This is a genomic window from Crocinitomix catalasitica ATCC 23190 (assembly GCF_000621625.1).
Taxonomy (GTDB): domain Bacteria; phylum Bacteroidota; class Bacteroidia; order Flavobacteriales_D; family Crocinitomicaceae; genus Crocinitomix; species Crocinitomix catalasitica.
Genome location: NZ_JHXV01000020.1, coordinates 44,406 through 70,705 on the forward strand (window position 1 = coordinate 44,406; position 26,300 = coordinate 70,705).

At 34.0% G+C, this 26,300-nt stretch carries 22 protein-coding genes and 1 other RNA gene; 15 read left to right on the plus strand and 8 right to left on the minus strand.

Features of this window, described 5'->3' with window-relative positions; translation table 11 throughout:
* The 4 genes from T367_RS0112315 to T367_RS0112330 form a co-directional block, all read right to left on the minus strand.
* A complete protein-coding gene (locus T367_RS0112315) occupies nt 1-2,619 on the minus strand; it encodes a CotH kinase family protein (RefSeq protein WP_157454219.1) in 2,619 nt (872 codons plus the stop codon).
* Nucleotide 2,620: 1 nt separating this feature from the next.
* The gene (locus T367_RS0112320) at nt 2,621-3,352 is read right to left on the minus strand and encodes a geranylgeranylglyceryl/heptaprenylglyceryl phosphate synthase (protein ID WP_027420124.1); all 732 of its coding nucleotides are present in this window, start codon (nt 3,350-3,352) and stop codon (nt 2,621-2,623) included.
* Complete coding sequence (locus tag T367_RS22260; protein ID WP_051568526.1) at nt 3,352-4,569, minus strand: Kelch repeat-containing protein; 1,218 nt, start codon at nt 4,567-4,569, stop codon at nt 3,352-3,354. Before T367_RS22260 ends, T367_RS0112320 begins: the two co-directional genes overlap by 1 nt.
* Before the next feature lie 142 nt (nt 4,570-4,711).
* Nucleotides 4,712-5,329, minus strand: coding sequence for a 4'-phosphopantetheinyl transferase family protein (locus T367_RS0112330; protein WP_169736066.1), 618 nt, complete (start codon nt 5,327-5,329; stop codon nt 4,712-4,714).
* Between the two features lie 75 nt (nt 5,330-5,404).
* On the opposite strand from T367_RS0112330, the gene ahcY reads away from it, so the two are divergent.
* A complete protein-coding gene (gene ahcY, locus T367_RS0112335; protein WP_027420126.1) occupies nt 5,405-6,718 on the plus strand; it encodes an adenosylhomocysteinase in 1,314 nt (437 codons plus the stop codon).
* A 74-nt stretch (nt 6,719-6,792) separates the two neighbouring features.
* On the opposite strand, the gene T367_RS0112340 is transcribed toward ahcY, so the two are convergent.
* Complete coding sequence (locus tag T367_RS0112340; RefSeq protein WP_051568527.1) at nt 6,793-7,227, minus strand: Rieske (2Fe-2S) protein; 435 nt, start codon at nt 7,225-7,227, stop codon at nt 6,793-6,795.
* Here T367_RS0112340 and T367_RS0112345 point away from each other — a divergent pair.
* From T367_RS0112345 to T367_RS0112370, 6 genes are all read left to right on the plus strand, one after another.
* Nucleotides 7,226-7,516, plus strand: coding sequence for a hypothetical protein (locus T367_RS0112345; RefSeq protein ID WP_027420128.1), 291 nt, complete (start codon nt 7,226-7,228; stop codon nt 7,514-7,516). The genes T367_RS0112340 and T367_RS0112345 overlap by 2 nt on opposite strands.
* Before the next feature lie 168 nt (nt 7,517-7,684).
* A complete protein-coding gene (locus T367_RS0112350) occupies nt 7,685-11,425 on the plus strand; it encodes a TonB-dependent receptor (protein WP_084274413.1) in 3,741 nt (1,246 codons plus the stop codon).
* Between the two features lie 30 nt (nt 11,426-11,455).
* The gene (locus T367_RS0112355; RefSeq protein WP_027420130.1) at nt 11,456-15,679 is read left to right on the plus strand and encodes a T9SS type A sorting domain-containing protein; all 4,224 of its coding nucleotides are present in this window, start codon (nt 11,456-11,458) and stop codon (nt 15,677-15,679) included.
* A 35-nt stretch (nt 15,680-15,714) separates the two neighbouring features.
* Nucleotides 15,715-16,794, plus strand: coding sequence for a PorV/PorQ family protein (locus tag T367_RS0112360; RefSeq protein ID WP_051568528.1), 1,080 nt, complete (start codon nt 15,715-15,717; stop codon nt 16,792-16,794).
* 104 nt (nt 16,795-16,898) lie between these two features.
* A complete protein-coding gene (greA, locus tag T367_RS0112365) occupies nt 16,899-17,372 on the plus strand; it encodes a transcription elongation factor GreA (protein ID WP_027420132.1) in 474 nt (157 codons plus the stop codon).
* A 2-nt stretch (nt 17,373-17,374) separates the two neighbouring features.
* Nucleotides 17,375-17,764 (plus strand): HIT family protein, encoded by a 390-nt coding sequence (locus T367_RS0112370; protein WP_027420133.1) that lies wholly within the window; start codon nt 17,375-17,377, stop codon nt 17,762-17,764.
* Nucleotides 17,765-17,831: 67 nt separating this feature from the next.
* Here T367_RS0112370 and T367_RS0112375 read toward each other — a convergent pair whose 3' ends face one another.
* From T367_RS0112375 to T367_RS23995, 3 genes are all read right to left on the minus strand, one after another.
* Nucleotides 17,832-18,929, minus strand: a complete 1,098-nt coding sequence (locus T367_RS0112375; RefSeq protein ID WP_027420134.1) for a hypothetical protein — start codon at nt 18,927-18,929, stop codon at nt 17,832-17,834.
* 141 nt (nt 18,930-19,070) lie between these two features.
* Nucleotides 19,071-19,637, minus strand: a complete 567-nt coding sequence (ruvC, locus tag T367_RS0112380) for a crossover junction endodeoxyribonuclease RuvC (protein ID WP_027420135.1) — start codon at nt 19,635-19,637, stop codon at nt 19,071-19,073.
* Nucleotide 19,638: 1 nt separating this feature from the next.
* On the minus strand, nt 19,639-20,124 hold the full coding sequence (locus tag T367_RS23995; RefSeq protein ID WP_051568529.1) for a SixA phosphatase family protein: 486 nt from the start codon (nt 20,122-20,124) through the stop codon (nt 19,639-19,641).
* A gap of 170 nt (nt 20,125-20,294) precedes the next feature.
* Here T367_RS23995 and T367_RS22270 point away from each other — a divergent pair, with 170 nt between their 5' ends.
* The 8 genes from T367_RS22270 to T367_RS0112415 all read left to right on the plus strand — a co-directional run bounded on the left by T367_RS22270 (nt 20,295) and on the right by T367_RS0112415 (nt 26,279).
* Complete coding sequence (locus T367_RS22270) at nt 20,295-20,864, plus strand: RNA polymerase sigma factor (protein WP_051568530.1); 570 nt, start codon at nt 20,295-20,297, stop codon at nt 20,862-20,864.
* A 1-nt stretch (nt 20,865) separates the two neighbouring features.
* The gene (locus tag T367_RS0112395; RefSeq protein WP_027420136.1) at nt 20,866-22,644 is read left to right on the plus strand and encodes a hypothetical protein; all 1,779 of its coding nucleotides are present in this window, start codon (nt 20,866-20,868) and stop codon (nt 22,642-22,644) included.
* Entirely contained in the window at nt 22,641-23,702 is a 1,062-nt protein-coding gene (locus T367_RS0112400) for a hypothetical protein (protein ID WP_027420137.1), read from the plus strand. The genes T367_RS0112395 and T367_RS0112400 overlap by 4 nt, the downstream gene beginning before the upstream one ends.
* Nucleotides 23,703-23,763: 61 nt before the next feature.
* Nucleotides 23,764-24,126: RNase P RNA component class A (gene rnpB, locus T367_RS24000), an RNA gene on the plus strand.
* 45 nt (nt 24,127-24,171) lie between these two features.
* Nucleotides 24,172-24,720, plus strand: coding sequence for a hypothetical protein (locus T367_RS0112405; RefSeq protein ID WP_072032200.1), 549 nt, complete (start codon nt 24,172-24,174; stop codon nt 24,718-24,720).
* A gap of 3 nt (nt 24,721-24,723) precedes the next feature.
* Complete coding sequence (trmB, locus tag T367_RS0112410) at nt 24,724-25,404, plus strand: tRNA (guanosine(46)-N7)-methyltransferase TrmB (RefSeq protein WP_027420139.1); 681 nt, start codon at nt 24,724-24,726, stop codon at nt 25,402-25,404.
* 48 nt (nt 25,405-25,452) lie between these two features.
* Complete coding sequence (locus T367_RS24930) at nt 25,453-25,983, plus strand: hypothetical protein (protein WP_157454220.1); 531 nt, start codon at nt 25,453-25,455, stop codon at nt 25,981-25,983.
* Nucleotides 25,941-26,279 carry an MGMT family protein gene (locus T367_RS0112415; RefSeq protein WP_027420140.1) on the plus strand — a complete coding sequence of 113 codons (339 nt, stop codon included), beginning with the start codon at nt 25,941-25,943 and terminating at the stop codon, nt 26,277-26,279. The genes T367_RS24930 and T367_RS0112415 overlap by 43 nt, the downstream gene beginning before the upstream one ends.
* Nucleotides 26,280-26,300: the final 21 nt, after the last annotated feature.

The window sequence follows — 26,300 nt, forward strand, 5'->3', positions numbered from 1 at the left end:
TTAGTTAGATCTTATTATTTTCAATGGTTTGTATCCTTCGCTTAATAAAAGATAAATACCAGTCTGTAAATTAGACATGTCAATCACGTTTTCATTTTGACCATTTGCGATTTTTCTACCACTTAAATCAATCAATTCAAAATCAATATGTGTATTGAGATAAAGTAAATTGTTAGTCGGATTTGGGAAACCGATTAATTCTTTAAGTTCGAGCTCATAATCTGTAATATTGGCAAAATCATTATTCATTTTTGGAGTAGGACTATTAAAAATTCTGAAACTACCTGATCCATTAGGGTATCGCCCGTATGATAAATCTGTTGGTGTAACCGGATATCGAACTTGATCCATTAAATCTCCATTCGAATCGAATAAAAATAGGGTGTCGATTTGATTGGTTAATTTAAAGTTAATATGCGATTTTCCTTGATATGTTTCTTTGTCATGCCAATAGATTAGATAGTCATTTGGGCCGATTTTAGTGCCGTTAGGAATGGTCCATCTTATTCCACTTTTAACGAATTCACAACCTGAAAGATCAACTACATTATCGTTTGGATTGTATAGCTCTGACCAATCGTCAAAATCTCCATAATTATCGGGGATTGTAATATCGTTCGACAACATTACTTCGTTAATCAGGATAGAATTGTAAGCATCTTCTGGTGTAAAAACTGCTGTGAATGTCGAATCGCCAGATGGCATCCAATAAATAGTGTCATTTGTGTTTCCAGATTCTGCCCATTCAACAAAACGGTAACCTGGTTTGGCAATAGCGATTAACGGCAATTGGATGCTGTCTATGTATGTGCCGACCCATGGGTAGATTGATTCATCAACACCTGGTAATAATCTATTAATTTGAATACTATTCACCTGTACTGTTCCCATTTGCTGATCATTCACATCAATAGTTAATTTATTCGTGTCAGGATAATCCCATTTTAACATGATATGTTCACGCACTTTTCCCGGTCGTCTTGATGCAAAACGATTAAAATATTCTTGCATTAAATACCATTGCGAAAGGCTCGGTGCCTCTTCGTATCTTGCTTCTAAGGTTCCTGCTGTGGATGGGTATCTCCATCTGTTTACGTTCTCGAGCATTTCAGGACTGAGTGTTTCATAAGTTGCATGAATTTTTTGATGAAGTGTTTCAGGTTTGAACCAACTATTTGTTAGGTCACTCATCCTATTTATGAATTTAATTTTAAAGTCTTCATTTTCTAATAAATCCCTAAAAAATTCTGAGTATGACGAAAAGATGCCTTCAGTAATTGTTGCGGCAGCAAGCGTGTTTACGGTATAAAATGCATTGTTGCATGAGCCGCCAAAAGCACCGTCTAAATCGTAATAAGCCCACCTAAATTTGCCGTCATAAGGAGAATTTAAACTTGGATTTAAAGGTCCAGATTTTCGCCACATCACAACATTGGAATAAACCCAATCTTCGTTACTAAGGAAGATTTCACCACACATATAATCGATATAATTTTCAATATCAATACGTTCTGCAATGTGTTGATAATGTATTGGATCTGACATGTCGTTAATATCCATATAATCCTCTAAATGTTCCATAGCTGCACTATCCGCTCCTATACCTCCAGATTGTATATTATATTCTTGGTCTAATACAGAGAGATCGTTGTCATCAATACCATAAATATTTTGAAAAAAGTAGTTGTCCATTCGTTCTTTAATTGAATGAATTCCCCAATATTCTCCATTTAGAAATACAATTACATGTTTATGATTCTGTTGGTCTACATTCAAACCTTTAGTGATGGAATTGGCTAGATCATCGCGAGGGAAACAATCTAATCGATGGCCTCCGCCTTTAAATAGAAGTCGCTTAAATTTATCCTGCTCTGTACTCGAGAAAACTTCAAGATTAAAATTTGTAAACTCGCCAGTTTCTCCATACATACGAAGGGTTTTTTTAGGTGCATGTCGACTGCCGCCGCCGTGAACTCTAGATCGCGCATCTCTGTCCATTAATAAAGTCCCGTCAACATCAAAATATTCTATATGTATAATTCGCTCCCATTCTTCTCCCTTTTGACTGTAGTTACCATCTGGTTCATTACCATAAACATAATATCCGCTTTCGTTAGAGAAAATATCTTCATAATCAATATTCAATGAAACAATTGGAAAACTATATCGCTCAGCTCCTAAAGGATCAACCATGAAGCTCTGAGTAACAGTCGGGCTAGGGGCGTAACCAGGTTTAAACGCTCTGTATCGGATGACATTTATTTTATAAGTCTCTTCCGCAGGAGGGACCCAACCTCTGGTAGTCGCTCGAGATGCGTTATATGTTCCAAAAGGATATGTTAAAGATGGGTTCGTAGGAATCAATGAAACTGAATTTGGTACGCCTGTCCTATTATCTATTAATATCGGTCTAGTATACCGGATATCGGAAACCGTTGGATCATTGCCGTTTATCGTGTAGAAAATAACGACATCATCATCCAAATGATTTAATTCTAGTTCGAATGCACTAGTGAATATACCTGCGTCGCGATTTGAAAAAGGCGTTGTCAATATTTGTCCTAAAGAAGATAGGGCAAATGCAGAAAGGCATAATATTGTGAGCGTTTTTTTAAACATATTATTTGTTCTCAATAACCATTTTAATGTCCAATAAAAAATCAATGTCACGCTCTATCTTATTGCCAATTACAACCAAGTCTGCACCAGCATTAAAAGCAATATCAATTTCTTCAATCGTCTGAATACCTCCACCAATTATTAATGGGATATCGATACTTTTCCTAACGGAGCGAATCATCTCTGCTGAAATTGGAGAATTGGCACCGCTTCCTGCATCCATGAAGATAGACTTTAATCCCAATAATTCTCCAGCAATAGCAGTTTTAGCTGCGATATTGTATTGATCACTCGGTATTGGAGTAGTTTGACTGACATAAGCCACTGAAGAGGTTTTTCCTCCATCAATCAGGATATAACCTGTCGGTAAAATGGTGATGTCCATTTTTTTAAGCTGATGAGCAGATTCGATTTGATGTCCAATCAAAAAATCTGGATTTCTTCCAGAAATTAATGATAAAAATAATATGCCATCAGCCTTTTCGCTTATTTGATGTGCTGATCCAGGGAATATTATCAAAGGAATATCAGTACACGCTTTTAAGTGGTTGATGCAATTATTAAAATCGTCAACACTAACTGTACTCCCTCCAACAAAAATGAAAGAAGGTGAAAGGATATTTATTTTCGCTAGTAATTCATCTAATTCTGCAGCGTTATTTCGCTTTTCAGGATCGATTAGAATGGCAATTTTCCGCTTTCCATCATTCATTATGTCAAAAAAATTATCCATTAATTAAATATTATTTTTTCTGTTCTAAGGATTTTGTTGTTTTCTATAATTTCAACTAAAAATATTCCTTTTCCTATAGTTGATTGCTCAATGATTAATCCATTGTTTTGAAAATTAGACGAAAATACTTTTTTACCTTGAATGTTGTAAATCTGAATTTTTAAATCCGTCATATTGTAATCACGGTTGTTAATATTGATACGGATCTTGTCTGTACTTGGATTTGGAAAGAGGTGAATATCTATTGCGCTTTGAATTTTTTCTAATCCAACTGAAGGGGCATATAACCACAAATCTTTGAAGTTCGTTCCATCTGTTCCACCGGTCAAATAAACATTGTTTTCAATAACGAATGTAGCGGCATATCGTCTTTTTTGTCCTCCGAATTCCTCTATTTCTGTCCAAGTGTCACTACTTAAATCGTATTCCCAAATATCTTTAAAGTCATTACCCAATTCATCATGACCAGTTCCTATATAACCTTTGCCATCTATGAAAAACGAAGTAGCATCCTGACGAATGGTATCACTCACATCCGCTTTTCTACTCCAGCTATCTAGACTTGCATCATATTCATAAAAATCTTTTAGAGCGCGACCAGGAACATGACCTGTACCTACATAACCTCGGTTTTCACTAGCGAAACTCACAGCCGCATTCCTCGGTTCTCCAATAAAGTCTGCAACTTCAGACCAGGTATTGGATTCAATATCATATTTGTAAAAATCTGCTAAATATCCTAAACGCGACTGACCAGTGCCGTAATAACCGAAACCATCCAATACAAAAGTAACACCGCCTCTTCTAGGTTCTCCTGGATAATCCGCTCTTCTAATCCATGTATTTACTTCCGGTATATATTCCCATAAATCATTGGTATAACTGTCTTCATGGTCTTCTCCTGCAACAACAAACCCTCTATTTTCGATAGTAAATGCACTTGAATGGAATCTTTTGCCACCGCCAAAGTCAGCAATTTGTGTCCAAGTATTCGAGCCAGGATCGTATTGCCAAAAATCAGCATAAGTTTTTAAAACACCAGAATTAACGTGTCCTCCACCAACATAACCTTTATTACCAATTGAAAAAGCCACAACTCGATGTCTTGCTTCACCACCAACATGTGCTTTTTGATACCATGATCGATATGGATAAACACTAGAGCCAACAAAAATAATGAAGACTAAAATCAATGATTTTTTAATAGTATTTGGCATAATAATTCTAAGTAGTAAACCTAATTACGATCTCGTCTTATAGAAGGTTGGTCGTAATGCGCGGCAAAGGTATAAAGATTCCTAAATTTAATGCTTAACAATTCGTTAAAATTCGTAACATGTTATGCTTTTAGTTTAGATTTTATATTTCTTTAATACAGTACGTTAAGATAAAGTTTTTGAAACATTGTTTATGAAAAGGGACTTGTATTTTGGAGTTGTTGAAGTTAAGTTCTGCCAAGTTCTCATCTCCAATTTTTATGATGTCCATATCATCTCTAAAACTTAAACCGTCTTCACTCCTGAATTTATACAGTGCTTCTTTAATACTCCAAAGTGTTGTTATCGTATTTTGATCTTCTAAATCATATCGAATGAGTTCTTGATCTGATAAAAATTTATGTTTGATGCGATGAATTTTTGGGGAATAATGTTCGATGTCAATTCCTACTGGATAGTGTTTAGAAAATCCAACCGCTATTTTATTTTTAGAATGTGAGATGCCTATATAACCATTCGTTAAACATGGTTTCCCTAATTTGTTATAGGTAATGAATTCGTTCTTTCCAAATTTTGCCCAAAGAATGCGGGTGAAGAAAAATTCTAATTTCCGTTTTTCAGAACTAAAGGAGTCATATTTTATACGTTCAACCTCATTCAATGCGATGAGCTCCTTAGTAAGAATTTCTTGCGCAGGATATGATAAAATCTTGATTTCAAGTTCAGATGTTAGTAATATGTCTTCAATTGTAAATTGCAAAGCCTGCTTTTTATGGTGTAAATTATAAACTAGTTTCGTACTTTTGTACAATCTTAAAGTAAAAAAGTTTAAAAAATGAGTAATACACAAGAAAAATTGAAATACAAAGTTAAAGATATTAGTTTAGCGGAGTTCGGTAGAAAAGAAATTCGTTTAGCTGAAGCAGAAATGCCAGGTTTAATGTCTTTACGTGAGGAGTTTGGGGCGTCGAAACCTTTAAAAGGTTCTAGAATTGCTGGCTGTCTTCATATGACTATTCAAACAGCGGTTTTAATTGAAACTTTGATTGAATTAGGTGCAGACGTTACATGGTCATCTTGTAATATATTCTCAACGCAAGATCATGCAGCAGCGGCAATAGCAGCGGCAGGAATTCCGGTTTTCGCATGGAAAGGAATGAGTGAAGAGGAGTTTGATTGGGCTATCGAGCAAACATTATTTGCTTTTGAAGATGGTAAGCCTTTGAATATGATCTTAGATGATGGTGGTGATTTAACGAATATGGTTTTTGACCGTTTTCCTGAATTAACTAAAGATATTAAAGGTTTATCTGAAGAAACTACTACTGGAGTACACCGTTTGTACGAAAGAATGAAGAATGGTACTTTAGTAATGCCTGCGATTAATGTAAACGATTCTGTTACTAAATCTAAATTCGATAATAAATATGGTTGTAAAGAATCATTAGTTGACGCGATTAGAAGAGCTACTGATACAATGATGGCTGGTAAAGTTGCGGTTGTTGCAGGTTACGGTGATGTTGGTAAAGGTTCTGCTGCTTCTTTAAGAGGTGCAGGTGCTAGAGTAATTGTTACGGAGATTGATCCAATTTGTGCTTTGCAAGCTGCAATGGACGGTTTTGAAGTTAAAAAATTAATCAATGTTGTTGGTAATGTAGATATAGTTGTTACTACTACAGGTAATAAAGATATCATCACTGGAGAGCACTTTGAGATGATGAAAGATAAAACGATCGTTTGTAATATCGGACACTTCGATAATGAAATAGATGTAACTTATTTAAATTCTAAATATGGTCATACTAAAGATGAAATCAAACCACAAGTTGATATGTATACAATCAACGGTAAAGATATTATTCTTTTAGCTGAAGGTAGATTAGTGAATCTTGGTTGTGCAACTGGACACCCTTCATTCGTTATGTCGAATTCATTTACGAACCAAGTATTGGCGCAATTGGAATTATGGAATAATACTTCAGCTTACAAAAATGAAGTGTATATGTTGCCTAAACATTTAGATGAAAAAGTAGCGAAATTACACTTAGCTAAAATTGGAGTTGAATTAGAAGTTCTTTCAGAAGAGCAGGCTAAATATATTGGTGTCGAAGTTGAAGGCCCATATAAACCTGAGCATTACAGATACTAGTAGACAGTATTTAACTATAAAAAAAAGAGATCTCAATTTGGGATCTCTTTTTTTGTTTCTAAAATATTTTGGTGCTAATTATAAACACGAACCGTATAAGCACCATCCCAAGATGTATAATAGTTTTTTAAACCGAATTGGGCAGGTCCTTTTGTGACAACACCACTCGTGATGCTGAAAATGGAACCAGAACACGTGTCTAGTAGTTCAAATTCATTAAGTGGATTTACTTCAACTACAGCACATTCATCTTCTGAGTTGTAAGTACTATGTCTATCAAGTGCAACAAATTTATCAAAGTTCCGATAAATTACGATTCCACGTGAACCTGCATCAATATATGCATGTCCCCCAGGAGCATTTAAAGCTGTGTATGCTGGTAAGTCTAAATTGATAATTATATTTACAGGAACATTAGGAATTGGATAGTCACCCTCTTTACATGAGGATAAAAATAAAATTCCGAAAATGTTACAAATTAAGAAGTATCTTAAATATATTTGTTGCATGAGTAAACTATTTGCTAAGTCTATAACGAAATTATTAATAATTATTGTATCCGTTATAATATTGCCTAATTCTGGTCTTTCTCAGGATAAAGGCGTTAAAAGTGTCAAGTCAAAAAAGAGTAGTGCTAAGTCTAAGAGGGTGAAAAACAGTTATAACAGCCGTAAACGCGCCGGAAAAAAGCAGTGGAAAAATCAAGATAAAGAAACGCGGAAACGTATGAAAAGAGCTGCTAAAAATGCCAAAAGAAGACAAAAAGGTAAACCAATGAAGAATAATAGACTTGTATAAAGTCGTTAAAAATGGTTAACTACCGACTATTGTCTATCGCAATTTGTTCTTATTTTTGTGATAAGAAGGAATTATAAATATTTTAACATTTTTTAAGTTCGTCAACATTATTTATATATATTTACGGGCTATTGTATTTTTAAGATTCTATAACAAAATCGCTTACTTATGCTTAAAAAGCTAAAACTATTATTTGCAGTATTTTTTCTTTCAATGAGTGCTGCTATTGCTCAAACTGGTACTGGTACTATAAGGGGGGCAGTTACTGATGCTGAAACTGGAGAACCATTGCCGTTTGTTAATGTTATTATTAGTCAAGAAGGGCAGCGAAAAGGTGCTGGTAAAACTGATTTTGACGGGAGATTTACTTTGAGTTCCTTAACGCCAGGTGAGTATGATGTTGAAGTTCGTTTTGTGAATTATCAAACACAACGTAATGAAGGTATTGTTGTTAATTCTGATAGGTTAACAATTGTTGATTTTGCTTTAGGGTCGTCATCAGAATTATTAGATATAGTAGAAGTAATTCACTATGAAGTTCCTCTGATCGATCAAGATGGTGGAGCTTCGGGTGCTACCGTAACAAGAGATGATATTTCTAAAATGGCAACTCGTTCTGCAGAAGGAATTGCATCAACAGTTGGTGGTGTATATAAGGAAGAGGGTACTGAAGGATTAAGTATTCGTGGTGCACGTAATGATGCAACTTATTATTATATAGATGGTATTAAGGTAAGGGGTTCATCTGCTATTCCGAAATCAGCAATACAAGAGGTGTCTGTAATTACTGGAGGTGTACCTGCAAATTATGGGGATCTTACCGGTGGTATTATCTCTATTACAACACGTGGGCCTTCGGCTAAATATTTTGGGTCTTTTGAAGGTGTAACTTCTGGTTTCTATTTTAACGGAGATGATCCTTTAGGTTACGATGGAAGAGTTTTTGGTTTGGATAAATATGCGTACAACCTGGTTGAGGGTATGGTTTCAGGGCCGTTATTAATGAAAAAAGATTCAACTGGTAAACCAACAAAACCAATTTTAGGTTTTTTCTTATCAGCGAATTTTTCAGATGTTTTAGATAATAGACCATTAGCAAATGGTGGAGCTTACAGGTTAAAGAAAAGTGTGAGAGATTCATTATTAGATCCTAGCTTATTAGGGCCTGTACGTTCAACAGGTTTAGCTTCAGGAGGTACTTATGATAATGTTTCATATTTGAGAAATTCGGATGATGCGAATTTATCAAGTTTTGAACAAGTGCCATGGAGAATGAATGCGCGAAATAGATCGGCTTCTGCAGCAGGTAAAATTGATGTAAATGCAGGTCCTAATGTGAATTTAACTTTTGGTGGTTCGATGTCTTACAGTAGTGGTAATAGATATAGTTATGAAAATTCATTGATGAATTTTGAAAACTTTGGACAAGCGACTGATTTTGATTGGAGAATTTATGGTCGTTTTACACATCGTTTTAATAATAATGAAGAAGGTTCAACTTCTAAAATTAAAACGGCATTTTATTCTTTAATGGTTGATTATTCTCAATCAAATACTAAAGTATGGGATGAAGATCATCAAGATAAAATTTTCAACTATGGTCACGTAGGTAATTTTAAAACAACAAAAATACCAACTTATGGATTTAATGCAGGTGGGGATAGTTTAGTTCTTACTGGGTTTAGAGATACTTTAGTTGAATTTACTCCATCAGCAAATAATGAGGCTTTATCTGCTATTACTAGCCAGTATTTTGAAATTTATGCAGGTAATACTGAGGGTAATTTTGAGAATTTAAATCAAATCGATCAAGGTGGAGGATTAAGAAATGGAGATTTACCGAATAATGTTTATGGTATTTGGCAAAATCTAGGAACACCTTATAATACTTATGGTTATTCTCAACAAGATCAATTTCGTGTAACTGGTTCTGGTACAATTAACTTGAATAATCATGCTATTTCAGTAGGTTTTGAGTATGAGCAACGTTGGGATAGATCTTATAGTGGTAATCCAATTGGAATCTGGACAATTGCAAGACAATATGCAAATGCGCATATTACAGAATTAGATTTTAGTGAGTCTACAACGAATTATTTTGGTACTTATCCTCAAATAACATATGATAGATTAAATGCATCAAAAGGTGAATATGGTGGTCAAGAAAATAATGATGCTCAATACTTTTTTGATTATAATGTCCGAAATAAATTAGGACTAGATCCTGATGGTACATATTTTATTGATATTGATGATATAGATCCAGATTTCTTCACAGTGGATATGTTTAGTGCTGATGAATTATTAAATTCAGGAAACAACTATTTTAGCTGGTATGGTTATGATCATACAGGTGAAAAAGTAAGTGGTGCTACTGATATTACTGCATATTTTAATGATTATAATGATGATGGCAATTTTGAGAGAAAAGTAGGTGCTTTTCAACCAATTTATATGTCTGGTTATTTAATGGATAAGTTTGCTTTTGATGATATCATCTTTAATGTTGGTGTTCGTGTTGATATCTACGATGCAAATCAACCAGTTTTAACAGATAAGTATTTATTGTACGAAGCTAAAACTGCAGGTGAAGTATCTGCATTTGATAATGGAACTGAAATAGTTCACCCAGACAATATTGGAGATGATTTTGTTGTCTATGTTAATGATGTTGGTAATCCAACTGCAATAAATGGATATAGAGATGGAGACGTTTGGTACAACGCAAGTGGTATTGAAGTTTCAGATGCAAAAGTATTAGAAGGTAGTGAAGGTATTGCTCCTTGGTTAGAAGATCCTTCTTTGACATCTCCAAATGAAAAAGCTTTTAAGGATTATAAACCTCAAGTAAATGTAATGCCAAGAGTTGCTTTCTCTTTCCCAATTTCGGATGAGGCGTCGTTCTTTGCACATTATGATATCTTAACAAAAAGACCTACAACTGGTAATAGATTTGATCCAGTAGAATATCAATTTTTAGAAGCACGTAACCGAATTATTAATAATCCTGATTTGAAACCTGAAAAAACAATTGATTACGAATTAGGATTTCAACAAGTTTTATCTAAAACGTCTTCTTTAAAAATATCAGCTTTCTATAAAGAACAAAGAGATCAAGTTCAATTGGTAAATGTGTTCCAAGCTTATCCAAATACATACCGTACTTATGGTAATAGAGATTTTGGTACTGTAAAAGGTTTAACAATTGCTTATGATTTAAGAAGAACTGGTAATATTAGAATGACAGCTTCTTATACTTTACAATTTGCAAATGGTACTGGATCTGATGCTAACTCAGCTTTGAGTTTAGTGAATTCTGGAGAACCTAATTTAAGAACGATTTTCCCTTATTCTTACGATCAAAGACATGGTTTTAATGTCGTATTAGATTATCGCTATGGAGATGGTACTGATTATAAAGGGCCTAGAATTGGAGATTTTGGTGTCCTAGAAAATACAGGTCTGAATGTTGTAACTCAAATTGGTTCAGGGACACCTTATTCAGGTTCTAAACTTGCATCAGGTCAAGCTTTAATCACGCAAGGTGCTAATCAATTAGATGGAACTTTAAACGGTTCTAGAAAACCTTGGCAATTTAGAGTTGATTTACAATTGGATAGAAATTTCAACTTAGAGTTTGGTAAAGATGAAGATAAGAAAAAAGCGGCTTATTTGAATGTTTATTTAAGGGTAACGAATATATTCAATATTCAGAATGTACTTAACGTTTATAGAGCAACTGGTAATGCTGATGATGATGGTTATTTGACAGCTGCACAGTATCAAACTTCAATTCAATCACAATTGGATGAACAATCATACCGTGATTATTATTTATTAAAAGTGAATAATCCTTATAATTATGGTGTACCGCGTACAATTAGATTAGGTGTTAAATTTGATTTTTAATTGAGTAGTTGAAGAATTTATAAAGAAATTATGAAAAAGTTATTATTAAATATACTGATGTTGGGGATAGCGAATTCTTTGTTCGCTTATCTACATATAGGAGACACGAGACGCGTTGAAATCGAGTCTCGTGCTGCAGGTTGTGCTCCATCTAACGGGAGATTATTCTTGGAATACAATAATGTAAAAGCATTAATTGAAGTTGGGGGATCGCTTTGGCAGAATAGGGCAACATCAACTGGTTCTTATAATTTTCCAAAAGATGCGAATACAAGTGTTATATTCTCTGGATCATTATGGATGGGCGGAGAAGATATTAATGGTCAATTAAAGTTAGCTGCTCACCGTTTTAGAACTAACGGTAATGATTTTTGGGGTGGACCACTTGGAGATTTAACTTTAGGGAGTGGTAATTATAATCCGTTTAACCCAATTGAAGCTGAGTCTAATCTAGTTAAAGATAATGGTGCTGCGGAAGTTTATCCTGCTACTTGTGTTGAATTTGATCAATTTTTTACGATCAGACGAATAGAAGTAGAGCAGTTTATTGCTTGGTGGAATTGTGAGAATGGTATTTCAGATCCAGAAGACTGTGAAGATGTAATTGCTCCAGACGAAGAAGTTATGGGTAGAATTTTAAACTGGCCAGCTCATGGTAAAGAATCTTTAGGACAAGATTTCTATTTAGCGCCTTTTTACGATAATGATAGAGATGGTGATGGTGGAAATGGAATTTATAATCCATTAGAAGATGGTGATTACCCTTGGTATGATGTAGATAAAAAAATAGATTGTAGAACAGATCGTCGTGTAACTTTATTCGGTGATGAAACGCATTGGTGGGTATTTAATGATAAAGGGAATATTCATACAGAAACTGGAGGTGATCCAATTGGAATGGAGATTCGTGCACAAGCATTTGCTTTTGCTACAGATGATGAGATCAATAATATGACCTTTTATAATTACGAATTAATTAACCGTGGTACGCAAACTTTGTTTAATACATATTTTGGTCAATATGTAGATCCTGATGTTGGTGGTGCTGGTGATGATTTTGTTGGTTGTGATGTGGGGAGAGGTTTAGGATATGCTTATAATGGAGATTTAAATGATGACGCTCCATTAAGTGGTGAGCCAACATATGGTGCTAATCCACCAGCTGTTGGTGTAGATTTTTTTGAGGGTCCTTACCAAGATAATGATGGTATTGCGAATCCTATTGGAATTGCTGAGAATGAAGCCTTGAATGGTTTAGGATATGGTGATGACATTGTTGATAATGAGCGTTTTGGGATGCAAGGATTTATGTATTATACGAATGTTGGTAGTGCTAATTATAATGATCCTACAATTGCTTCCCAGTATTATTTATACTTGCAGTCAATCTGGAAAAATAGTGAAGTATTGAAATTTGGAGGAAATGGTAATACAAGTAGTAGTGGTGTGCAAACACGTTTTGCTTTCCCTGGTGCTTCTGATACTTTAGGTTGGGGTACTTATCCTAATCCTTTACCAAGTGCTGATGCTTGGAGTGAAGTGTCTGAAAATAATGATCCTGACGATAGACGTTTTGTACAGTCAGCAGGACCGTTTACTTTGACGCCTGGTGCTGTAAACAATATTACTGTTGGTGTTGTGATTGGTGTAAGTGCGGATAGTGATATCGAAGCGCCATTAAGATCGTTATTTACTGCTGATACGAAAGCACAAAAATTATTTGAAAGTTGTTTCCAAATTCTTGAGCCACCAGTGGCGCCAGTATTAACAGTTCAAGAATTAGAAAATGAATTGATTTTATTTTTATCAACTCCAGCAGGAAGTCCTGCAATTGAGTCTTATGCTCAAAGAGATGAAGTTAATATTATAACACCGGATGAACTACTTGCAATGGGTATTGTTTATGATGATACTTTCCGTTTTGAAGGGTACCAAATTTACCAGATGATTGATGAGAGTGCTTCAGTAAGTGATCTTAATGATGTTGCTAAAGCGAGATTGGTTGCACAAACTGATGTGCAAAATGATGTTGGTGAAATGGTAAATTATGGGAGAGATGAAGATAATATTCCTTTTGGAAATATAATGGTTGAGGCGGCTCCAGGTGGTGAATTAGACCAAGGAATTCGTCACTCATTCCGAATTACTGAAGATTTATTTGCTGAAGGTTCAAGAGCGTTGGTAAACCATAAAAAGTATTACTATATCGCAGTTTCTTATGCCTATAATAACTTTAAATCTTATAATCCTGATGATCCTGCTGCATTGGATGGTCAAAAAGCTCCATATTTAAGATCAAGAAATGCAGGTACTTCAGGTAGTATTGAATCTGTAGAAGCAATTCCACATGATCCTTCACCAGAAGCTGATGGTAGAGTATTTACTACAAGTTATGGTTTTCAACCTGAAATTACACAAATTGAAGGAATTGGAAATGGTGGTGCATTTATCGAATTAACTGACGCTTCTGTTCAAAATATTTTAACAAACAATCAAATTGATCACCCAGTTTATAAAGCAAATGCAGGTCCAATAGACGTTAGAGTGGTAGATCCACTTAATTTAAAAGATGGTGATTATACAATTGGTTTTGGAAAAACAGCTGAAAGTATTGCTGAAGATGAATGGTGGATTCAAAGAGTTTATACTGAGGACGGTGCAACTTCTAGAGATACTGTATTTTCAAATCAAGTAATAGGTTTGTTAAGTGAACAATTAATTTTAGATTGGGGAATTGCAATTACGGTTAATCAACAATACTTTACTCGTTTTGGTGTTGATTTGTTTACTTCTCCGATAGATGCGACGATCACTTACCAAGATTCATCAAAACAATGGTTAGCATTCGTAAATGATCAAGATACTTACTATCCATCAAATTGGATTAGAGTAGGTACTGATGATGCGAATTCTCAAAATACGGATGAAACTCCGAATGCTTTGTGTACTGTAGAAAATTGGATTTATGCACCTTGTAACTATGATGATAATGGTGAAATGGATGCAGAAAATCAAGAGTATGAGAAATTGTTAGGTGGAGGTATTGCACCATTCAGATTTGTAGGATATGAGACTTATGGAATGCCTTTCGGAAAACCTGGTCAAGATTTATCTGAACCAACTTACGAATCTAGTAACGGTTCTGAATTCTTTTCAAGTGCACGTATAGCGCAAATTAAAGCCAGTTTAGAAGAGTTACATGATGTTGATATTGTTATTACTCAAGATAAATCTAAATGGACAAGATGTCCTGTGATTGAGATAAATAATAATCCTGCCGTAACAGAACATGATGATTATATCTTAGAGCCTAGAGGTGATAAATCTGTTGATAAGAATGGATTAGCGGAAGGTGATCCTGGTGTTAATTTAGAGGAAGCAAATAGCGTAGATGCAACAGGTATGGGTTGGTTCCCAGGTTATGCAATTGATGTTAATACTGGAACAAGATTGAATATGGCTTTCAGTGAAAACTCATGGCTGTTAGGTGAAAATGGTAATGATATGATTTGGAATCCAACATCTAGTTATGCTGAAGAACTTGGAGATAATATAAATGATCCTTTATTCGGCGGAATGCATTATGTATATATCTTCGGTGTTGATGTTGATGGTACTGATGCTCCTGCTTATGACCAAGGTGCTTGGTTAAGAGATAAATTAGACCTAGTTAAATATGAAGCGAGAAGTGAAAGAAATTCAAACTATCGTGATGCTTGGACAAATTGTCAATGGGTTATGGAACCGATGTTAGCAGAAGATGAGGAGTTATTGTCTACTGATGTAAAGATAAGTACTCGTATTAATATTCCTTATGATGAACGTACTGTAAATGGTGAAAACGAAGGTTTCCCAATGTATCAATTCAATATTAGTAATTCTTCTCGTGTAGCTGATTCAGATAAATTAGTTTCAGTTATTGATAATATCAAAATTGTACCGAATCCTTACTATGCATATAGCGCTTATGAAACTGGTAAATTAGACAATAGAGTAAAAATTACCAACTTACCAGAAAGATGTGAAGTGAATATCTTCAATATGCAAGGTGCTTTAGTTAGATCTTATAAGAAAGATGATGCAATCACTTCTTTAGATTGGGATTTAAAGAATGCTAAGAATATTCCAATTGCCGGTGGAATTTATTTAATTCATATCAAAATTGAAGTGAATGAAGACGGTGGTGTTAAGGAATACGAAAAGGTACTGAAATGGTATGGTGTTATGCGACAACCTGATTTAGATAATTTATAATAGTTAATCGCATTTGAATTTAAAAAACGTTTAGAATGAAAATAAATAAATTAATTCAACGAACTATTTTGGCAGGATTTGCCGTAGCACTATCAACAACCGCTGGTTTTGCTGGGAATGGTGATCGTGTTGGTTCTGCTGGAGCATCTGAATTATTAATTAATCCATGGGCAAGAAGTTCTGCTTGGGCTGATGCCGGCATATCTTGTGTAAATGGAATTGATGCAATTTTTACGAATATTGCTGGTTTAGCTTTTACTGATAAAACAGAAATCCGTTTTGATAGAACAAATTGGTTAGGTGGATCTGGTGTTACAATTAATTCAGCAGGTTTAGCTCAACGAATTTCAGAAAGTAGTGTTATATCGATAGCGGTTATGGCAACTAGTTTTGGTGAAATTGATATTACTACTGTCGAATTACCCGAGGGTGGTTTAGGTACATATTCTCCTACATACTCTAACTTTAATGTCGGGTATGCCCGTGAATTTTCAAATTCAATTTATGGTGGAATTAATGTGAAGGTAATTTCACAATCAATTTCTAACCTTAGAGCTACAGGTGTTGCAATTGATGCTGGAATTAGATACGTAACTGGTGAAGAGGATCAAATGAAATTTGGTATTGCACTGAAAAACGTTGGACCTACTATGAATGTTAAAGGTGATGGTATTTCATTGCAGGCTGAATATCCTGGAACTGGTGATCTAGCTACTTTGGAGCAAAGAGCAAATTCATCTGAACTTCCTTCTTTATTAGCGATTGGTGGATCTTATGATTTTAATTTCTCAGAAACTAGTAAATTAACTATAGCCTTAGGTTTCTCTGCTAACTCGTTCTCTAACGATCAATACCGCCTAGGATTGAATTATGCAATGGAATTGGATAAAGCTAAGTTCGATTTAATGGCAGGATACGTTTATGAAAAAGGTGTTTTTGCTAGTGATTTTGATTTTGATCAAAGAACAACAGCTTTGAGTGGATTGACTGCTGGGGTATCTGTCGATGCGCTAGTTGGTGAAAAGAAAAACATGATTGGTATTCAATATGCTTTTAGACAAACAAGAGCTTTTGATAACGTTCACACAATTGGTTTAAGTATCGGAATCAAATAAAATTCTATTTTTAACTTCGGTCTTTTGACTGATAATTTTTATTACATTTGTTATTAAGAGAGCCTTTTTTTAAAGGCTCTCTTGTTACGTTTAAATATTATGTTATGGCAGATATTAGTTATTACACAAAGGCAGGCTTAGATAAGCTTAAAGCTGAATTGCACCACATGAAAACCGTGCAAAGACCATCTATTTCAGAACAAATTGGTGAGGCAATTGATAAAGGTGATTTATCAGAAAATGCGGAGTATGATGCAGCCAAAGAAGCACAAGGTTTATTGGAAGCTAAAATAAACAAGTTAGAGACGGTTATTTCTAATGCAAGAGTGTTAGATGATAAAGATATAGATGCAACTAAGGTGCTTATTTTAAGTAACGTTAAAATAAAGAATGTTGATAATGGTATGGAATTAACTTATACTTTAGTCGCCGAAAATGAGGCTAGTTTAAAGGATAAGAAAATATCTGTTGACTCTCCAATTGGAAGAGGTTTATTAGGCAAGTCTGTGGGTGATATTGCCGATATTCAAGTTCCAAATGGAATTATGAAGTTTGAAGTGATTGAAATAACACGTTAATTATGGCTAGTATTTTCACAAAAATAATTGCCGGTGAAATTCCTTCTCATAAAATAGCAGAGAACGACAAATTCTTTGCCTTTTTAGATATTTCTCCACTTCAAAAAGGACATACTCTTGTGGTTCCTAAAAAAGAAGTGGACTATATATTTGATGTAGAAGATGATTTACTATCAGAGATGATAATCTTTGCTAAAAATGTTGCAATAAAGATTAAAAAAGCCTTTCCTTGTAATAGAATTGGAATGACTGTGATTGGTTTAGAAGTCCCTCATGCTCATATTCATTTAATTCCTATTAATAGTATGAATGATATGAATTTTGCTTCAGATAAATTGACTTTAACGAATGATGAATTAGCGACTATAGCTGAAGCAATTCGATTGTCATAGTTCAAAAAATTAGCACAAAAAAAAAATCTACCGATTACGGTAGATTTTTTTTTTGCTCTATTTTGAATTATTTCTTTTTCTTTAATTTAGAATCTTGCTCAATTACTTTGTCATCATCTTCACCCTTTTCAATCTTTTTCACAATTAATTTATTGGTGCCTACTTCAATTAATGCAACGTATATAACTCTATTGTATTCCGTAGAAGCAACGCATGTAGTTTTGCGTGCAGATAGATTTGTTACATTACCCCAATTCCCCTTCTTATTGTTCTTTAAGAATTGCGCAACTTGAATTGTTTTACTATTTGCCGTGAAGAAAAAGTATTCAGAAATAACTAAGTTTATGTCCTTACCTCCGAAAGTAGACTTTGTCTCTAACTCTTCTAATGTTTCCCATTTACTTGCCGCGTCTTCAAGACTTATAATAACTGGTGAACCCATTTCATTAGGGTAGGTTAAATAAGCTTTGTTATCAATGAATTCAAAATCGAATATTTCGTTAATATTTTCAATTTTAAGTGGCTTCGTCAAAGAAGGCCATTCTGAAATTTCAGTTGTTTGATTTACTTTTTTGAAATTAATCGCACTACCATCGGTATAGGCCATAAATAAATCGCCTCGAATATTTGCTGCTATTTTATAATCACTTGCCTCTTCTGTAGATATTAAGTCCACATCATACCACGAATTGTCAAGTAGAGAAATCATACGTAACATTTCATAGTCAGCATCTTCATAAACGATATATGGTTTCTCTCCAATAATAGCAAATTCAGGGTCGGTGATATTACCAGATCCAAAACTAACCTCACCTACAGTCTCCCATACATCGGCCATACTTCTAATAACAGACATTTTATTGTCATAGTAACAAAATACATATGGCGTATTTTTGTGATTGTATAAATCCAATTTTACTGCTTTCTTAATACCACTGATTGTAGATTCACCGATTTGTTCCCATTTACCTCTATAAAATCTGCGCACTACAATAGTTCCATCTTCTATACTTGCAACGGTAATCAATCTACCAATTTGTTCTATATCAACAACTGGAGAATTAGCATTCTCTGAGATGAAATCTGCTCCGTGAGTGGATACCAACTGGGAAAATCCTGTGTTTCCAATGATTAATATAATTAAGGCAATAAATAATTTTTTCATTTTAATAATTTTTATCGAATATAATTAAAAATGTAGAATCTTCATGGAATTTTAGCCAGATTCAGCATTTTTTAGTGACGATTTAATTTCTGTTTTTCTAGATGAATACAATCTCCATGCCGAAATGAATAATAATCAATTTTAACGTTGTTTAATTTTAGTTGGGTTGTCGGATATAAAAGCCTTCCAAGATCCCGATTTCGACTTATTATGTTCACCTATTCCTCCTTGAAAATGATGACATACTGCAGCTGCTAAACCATCCGTAGCATCTAAGTATTTTGGCAATTCTTTAATATTTAACAAGCGTTGTAACATAGCGGCAACTTGTTCTTTAGATGCGTTTCCACTTCCCGTAATAGATTGTTTTATCTTCTTGGGCGTGTATTCTTCAAAAGGTAAATTTTTATTCAATGCTGCTCCAATGGCCACGCCTTGTGCTCTTCCTAGTTTCAACATGGATTGAACATTTTTGCCGAAGAATGGTGCCTCAATCGCCATTTCGTCGGGTTTGTAACTTACAATCAATTCGTCAACTCTATCAAATATGCGTTTGAGCTTATCAGGATGTTCTTTGATTTTTGAAAGATGAATTACACCAAATGTGACTAAGGTCATTTCTTTACCTTTAATGTGGACAATTCCATATCCCATTTCACTCGTTCCTGGATCAATTCCTAAGATTATTTTGTCTTCAATTTTTTTCACATTAAAATGCTTGAACTTTAGGTACAATGATACGCACAACTTTTCCAGTACCCCACTTTAATTGATACCAATCTTCTATGTCGAATTCTATTTCTATTAACATACCAGTTGACATCGAATATTCTTCTCCCGTAATACTTGAAGCGAATTCACTAATACCAAAATTATGGCCAACGAATAATATTGTATCTCCTTTCCCTTTGTCTATGATATGATGCAAAATCGCGTTTTTATCTACCAAATAAAGCTGTTTGTCAAAATTAATTTTCAAATAACCGATATAAAAATTTAAAATCTCAGCAGTTTCAGTAGTCCGCTGTGCAGACGAACTAATCACTTGATCTATATGATAAGCGTCGCGTTCTAAAATAAAACCAACTTGGTTAATCTGAGCAGTTCCCTTTTTGTTTAATTCGCGGTCAAAATCTTTTCCAGATAAACTGGATTTTGTAGCTTTTCCGTGCCGAATTAATATTAGTTTTAGCATAAAATGAAAATAAATAAGTTTTTTACCAACCCTAAATTACTAATTCTCGTTATATATATTGTGAAGTTTGTTGTCGTTAAGGGTTTAATGCAACAAAGTGGATCAAACTACTTATTCAAAACCAGCTGAACGTAAGTTTGGCTGGTTCTTTTTCATATAATTTGAATTGAATGATTGATCAAGATATTATTGATGCATGTAGAAAGAATGATCGACGTGCCCAAGAAAAAATGTACGAATGGTATTATGTAAAATTAATGCCAACCTGTATGCGATACCACAGAAATGAGGAAGATGCTCGCGGGATTCTGAATTTGGGCTTTGTCAAAATATGCAAAAATTTAGATAAAATAAAACCCAATACGCCTTTTGAAGCTTGGGTAAGAAGAATAACGATCAATACAATCATTGATGAATTTAGAAAGAATAAGAATTATATTCAATTAGTAGATTCTAAAGAAACCGATCGCGAATTAGAAATTCACGTGAAGACTGTTGAGAATTCAGTTTGGTCTAAATTAGAAATGGATGTCCTTATGGGGATGCTTAAAAAATTACCAGATATTTCACGAAAAGTATTTAATCTTTATGTTATTGATGGATATACACATAAAGAAATTGGTAATTTATTAGATATTTCAGATGGTACTTCTAAATGGCATTTGTCTAACGCAAGAAAATTGCTTAGAGAAATGGTGAATAAATTGAAAATGTCAGAAAATAGGGAAATGTGGGTTTGAAATGACAGAGGAGAATAAAAATATGGATGAGCGTTTTAAAGCGCTCGATAATGAATTGAATGTAAATTATAATCAATCTTTCTGGAGTGATGCTTTGGCTGATCTACAAGATGATGAATTAGATAATGCATTTAAAAATGCTGCGGATAATATTCCTTTCTCAGCGCCTTTTGTCGATGCCGGAGCAGAAATTGATAATGCATTCTTAGACGAATCTTTTAAAGTGTTTGCCGATAAAATAACAATGGTTTATGATCCTAGCTATTGGAAACAGTTTGATGAAAGTCGTGCTGAATTGGAAATGGATGAAGCCTTTTTGTCAGCGTCTAACGATTATAAGTCAAATTATAATAGCTCTTTTTGGAATGAAGCGAATGCAGCACTCGAAAGTGAAGGTTTGCATTATGAATACAATACTAATTATTGGAATGAGGCCAAAGTCTTACTGGAAAAAGAAGATCGTCAGAAATTTATTTTAAGGTGGTCAGCAGTTGCTACAATTCTACTCCTAATATCGTTTGCGGGAATTCAAAATGGTTTTATGCCTTCAATTATTGATAATTCACTGCACGGTATAGTTGATTTTCAAGAAATGGATATTCAAGATCGAACGAATCAAACAGATTTGGTTGAATCAGATCAGCACTCAGATAATAAAAATACTATTTCGTCAGCGTCAGCAACGGTATTGAATAATCATTCGAATGATACGAATGAAAATATTAGCGCACCAGAATCAACTCCAACTTTAAATAATAATGGGAATGATTTAGGTGAAAAGCATTTATTAGCAGGTAGTAAAGCAAGCGGAATGAATAGTGATAATATTGAATTAGTCGAATCATCAGCAGCAACAGAGAGTGAAAATGAAGATGTAAAATATGAAGATGCAATAAAAAACACCACTCAAAATACCAATACAATTCAAACTATAGAACAAGTAACAAATGTTGTTGAACCTGAAGCCCGTTTAATGGGGTATAGAACTGTGACAGAAACTAAATCTATTGCAACACCATTGAACTCATTAAGTGAAAATATTGAAGTAGAGAGTGTTGAAGAGTTAAATATTACCCTGATTAATAATAATCCGAGGAGAATTGCAAATTATGATTTTTATAACGCTGAATTAATTCAGATTGTTGCGCTACCTCTTAAACCTCACTTTGACGTGAACTTATTTGCTCAAGTAGGTGGGGGGAATAATTACTCAGAAGAATCATATTCTTATAATTCAAGGTTGTCTGGTGGAATTGAACTGTTAAGATCTACCCGCTCTAATCGTTATGAATATGGTTTAAGTATGCAAGCCAATTCTATACAACCGAATAATCTGAACGTTGAACATAGAGAGAAGATCTATCTATATAATGGAAATACGGAACGTACTTGGTTTAAAGTTAAATACAAGAAATTATTGTACTTAAATTTAAATGTACTTTTCAATTATTATGTCGCACCAAAACATAAATTAAAATTTGGTGTAGGTGTTGAACGAATTTTATCTGTTCAAAGTAATTTAGCTTTTCAACAGGATATCAGAAGAGGAATACAAACAGAGAATAATAATTGGGGTATAACAGAAGGAATTCAAACGTATGATATGAGATTCTCCTTAGGGTATGGGTTTATTTTGAATAATCGATTTGAAGCAAATATTAATGCCAATTTTGGACTTTTTGATCGAACAGAAAACGCCTTTATGTTAAGTGATTTTACAGATCGTGAAATGAATTTTACAATAGGTTTGAATTATAAATTGTTTTCAGGAAAGAAATGAGATTAGTTACTGGACTTAAAATATTAACCATTATAGGATTTATTGTCGCTTGTAAAAAGGTGCCATTACCTAATTTGTCCGAAAACTCAAATCCTGTATATCAAGTGCAGGGTGCGATTGATGGAGAGGTGTTTAATTTTGAAGTAAATGCAGAGAATTTAAGAATTACTTTTAATAAAGAAAATTTAAGAGGAATAAGATATTTTTCAGGAGAGATTAAGAATGATTCAATCAATGAAATTTTTAAAATTTCTTTTGCGCAGAGTTATCAACAAAAAGATAAGGCATTCTCTCCTTCTTTGACTGCCGGAGAAAAACAATTTTTGGTTCATCAAAAAGGGCGAATTTATTTCGATTTTCAAGCAATGGGTAACCAGAAAAAATACATGCAAATTAAGAATGAATTGGGCGTGTTTGAGAATGTTGATAATATAGAGGTTGAAAAATATGGTAAACAGACTTTGCAAATTAAATTTCAAGATATAGGTGAGGAAGTTTTTAATGTGACGTTGAATCATGGATTCGAAAACGAACTTATTAATGCTCGTTTTGAGTCGCAAGGTTCTGACAGTACAATTTTCCTTTCTTCAAATAATTTCACTGCCAAACATAAATGGTTTATTAACGACTCTTTAGTAGGGACTGGGCAATTCTATGTGGGACATTTGACAGATGGTGTATACCTTGTTAATCATACAGTGCTTGATAAGGATAATAATTTATTCAGCTATGAAACTTTATTGCGAATAAAGGGAGGCCAACATTTTTGGCAAATGGATCAGTTTTATGAAATACCGAATAAAGTAGAAAAAGACAATTTTGGTAAAATGGAATGTTCTTATTTCAAGAATGGAGAATGGTATACATCTAATCTTGGTCAAAATAATTTAAACCAAAATATTCAAATAGATAGTGTGATTCAATTCTTTCCAAAACAAGGAGACCAGAATTTTGCATTGTTTAACTTTCAATTTAATGCTGTACTTTATAATAGTACACTTACGGATTCATTACAGTTAACCAATATTCATGGTGTATCTGCTATTGAGATTGAATAAATATTTGCAGATTAGTGCTGTTGATTATCTCAACTCAATTCTTTTCAATTAACTTTACAGCAAAGCAAACCGTCTTGTCGCCGCCGTTATGGAGGAGGAAAGTCTGGGCAACAAAGGGTAGCATGCTTCCTAACTGGAAGGATTCACTTAGGTGGGTACAGAAAGTGCAGCAGAAAATAAACTACCGTCAACTATGTTGATGGAAAAGGTGAAAAGGTGAGGTAAGAGCTCACCGCTCTCAAAGTGATTTGTAGAGGCAAGGTAAACCTCATGCGTTGAAACATCATGTAAACCGAGGATTGAGGCTAACCCGGCTGATCTCGGAGGGTAGATGGCTTGAGCCTCAAGGCGACTTGAGGCCTAGATAAATGACAGGATGCATATTTATATGCAACAGAACCCGGCTTATAGGTTTGCTTTTATTTTTTCTTTCAATGGTAAAACAGTAACTTTGCCCAAAATTAATTCAATGACAAATAAAGTTGATCTAAAGTCACAAAAGCTAAAGGACTTAGTTGCTCAATTAAATGCTGAAACGAATAAAGAAATCGTTGATGCTATTAAAGCACTTAAAATCCATGGTGACGAATCGATTATTGAACCCTTATTATTAACATTAAAGAATAATGATGACGGTGAAGTTCAAGGACAAATAATTGACCTGCTCAATACAGTTAAGTCGACTAAAGTACCGGCTCAAATTGCAAAATTTCTTTTAGATAAAAGATTTGTTGAACAGCGATTAATTATGCTGTCATCAATATGGAATTCAGGATTGGATTATACTACTTATTTAAAGGAAATTGTTCAAGTTGGAATAGAAGGAGATTTGATGGAGGCGGTTGAATGTATTACAATCATTGAAAATATTGAACAAACTTTATTCGAAGAGAACCTTTTTGAACCTTTATTGGTATTGTCAGAATATTTTCACAGCCACATTGCTGACCCAAATCCTAAAGACGATATCCTCAGAGAAATTACAGATCATCTAAAAAACCTAAACAATCTTTTATAGGTTATGGCCAAGAATAAATTAAAAAAATTCGCCGATATCAAATCGATGGATTTTGTTTTTGAACCTGATCTTTTTCGAGCGCTTGAAGGTGATTCCGATTTTAAAGGAATTTGGAAGAAGGATATTTTTAAAAATGAATTACCGATTGTAGTTGAATTGGGTTGTGGAAAAGGGGAGTACTCTACAGGCTTGGCAAAACTTTTGCCCAATCGCAATTATATAGGTGTTGATATTAAAGGGGCTAGAATTTGGGAAGGCGCGAATATTGTGCGAGAAAACAATCTTAAAAATGTCGCTTTTCTTCGAACAAAAGTTGACTTTATTGATGCCTTTTTTGAGGAAAATGAAATCGACGAAATATGGTTGACCTTCTCTGATCCGCAACCTCAAAAACCGAATAAAAGATTAACGTCAAAAATATTTTTAGACAAATACAAAAAGTTCTTAAAACCTGGTGGAATTATTAATTTAAAAACGGATAGCGACTTATTATTCGAATCAACCCTGGACGTTATAAAAGAATTAAATCTCGAGTTGGTCTATTCATCTTGGAATATCTATGATGATATGTTGAAAGACTTTAACACAGAAGAACAAGAGGTCTTGAAAATATCAACCGTCTACGAAGTAATGTTCGGAGAAAAAGGATTTGATATAAAATATTGCCAATTTAAAATTAATTAGGCAACGCATCCGATTTTAATTCGTCATATAAGTGAAATACCGTGCTTTTTGGAATTAAATAAGAACTATATAGAGGATAAATTGTCTACCATTCATGTGTCTGGACCTGAACAAACTGTGGGTCAAATTAAAAATTTATTTTTTTCAGAACAATTGGAGGAAGAGAAAATTCTATTAGAATTATATAGTCCTAATGGTTTAGAAATTAGCAATATAAATCCGAATTTGTTGAATGTGGATCATGTTTTTTCAAAAAGACAATTGAAAAAAAGATCGTTTTTCGGTAGGTTCAAATGGATGGATTCTGCAAAATACCAAGAGCGATATACTGTAGACACGATACTCGCAATAAAGAATGAACAACGTCAGTTGAATACTGTATTTAAAGGTTATTTTGTTTTAGTTCCTCGCGGACTTGGTAAACAAAATAAGCAAGAACCTATGTTATTTACTTGTGTTGGAGAAAATATTTATTATTTGGTCAACCACCGCAACAAAGATATCAATCGTATTTCAAATCTTAATAAATTTCAAACTTGGATCAGCACAAAGACTTTTTTGAAAAGGTTTTTCAAGTAGTTGAACTAATCCCGCATGGAAGAGTTACTTCTTATGGTGCTATCGCAGCTTGTCTGGGTGCCAAAAAATCAAGTCGCGTCGTCGGTTGGGCTATGAATGCCTCTCATTCCCGCGAAAAACCTATACCTGCTCATCGTGTAGTTAATCGGAATGGCTTACTCACAGGAAAAATGCATTTTAAAACGCCGACAGATATGGAAGAGCGTTTAAAAACCGAAGGACACAAAATAGAAAATGATAAAATAGCGGGCTTCAAAGACGTCTTCTGGGATCCTTCGGTAGAGTTGGGTTTATGAATCGGTAATAAAAAGACCTGT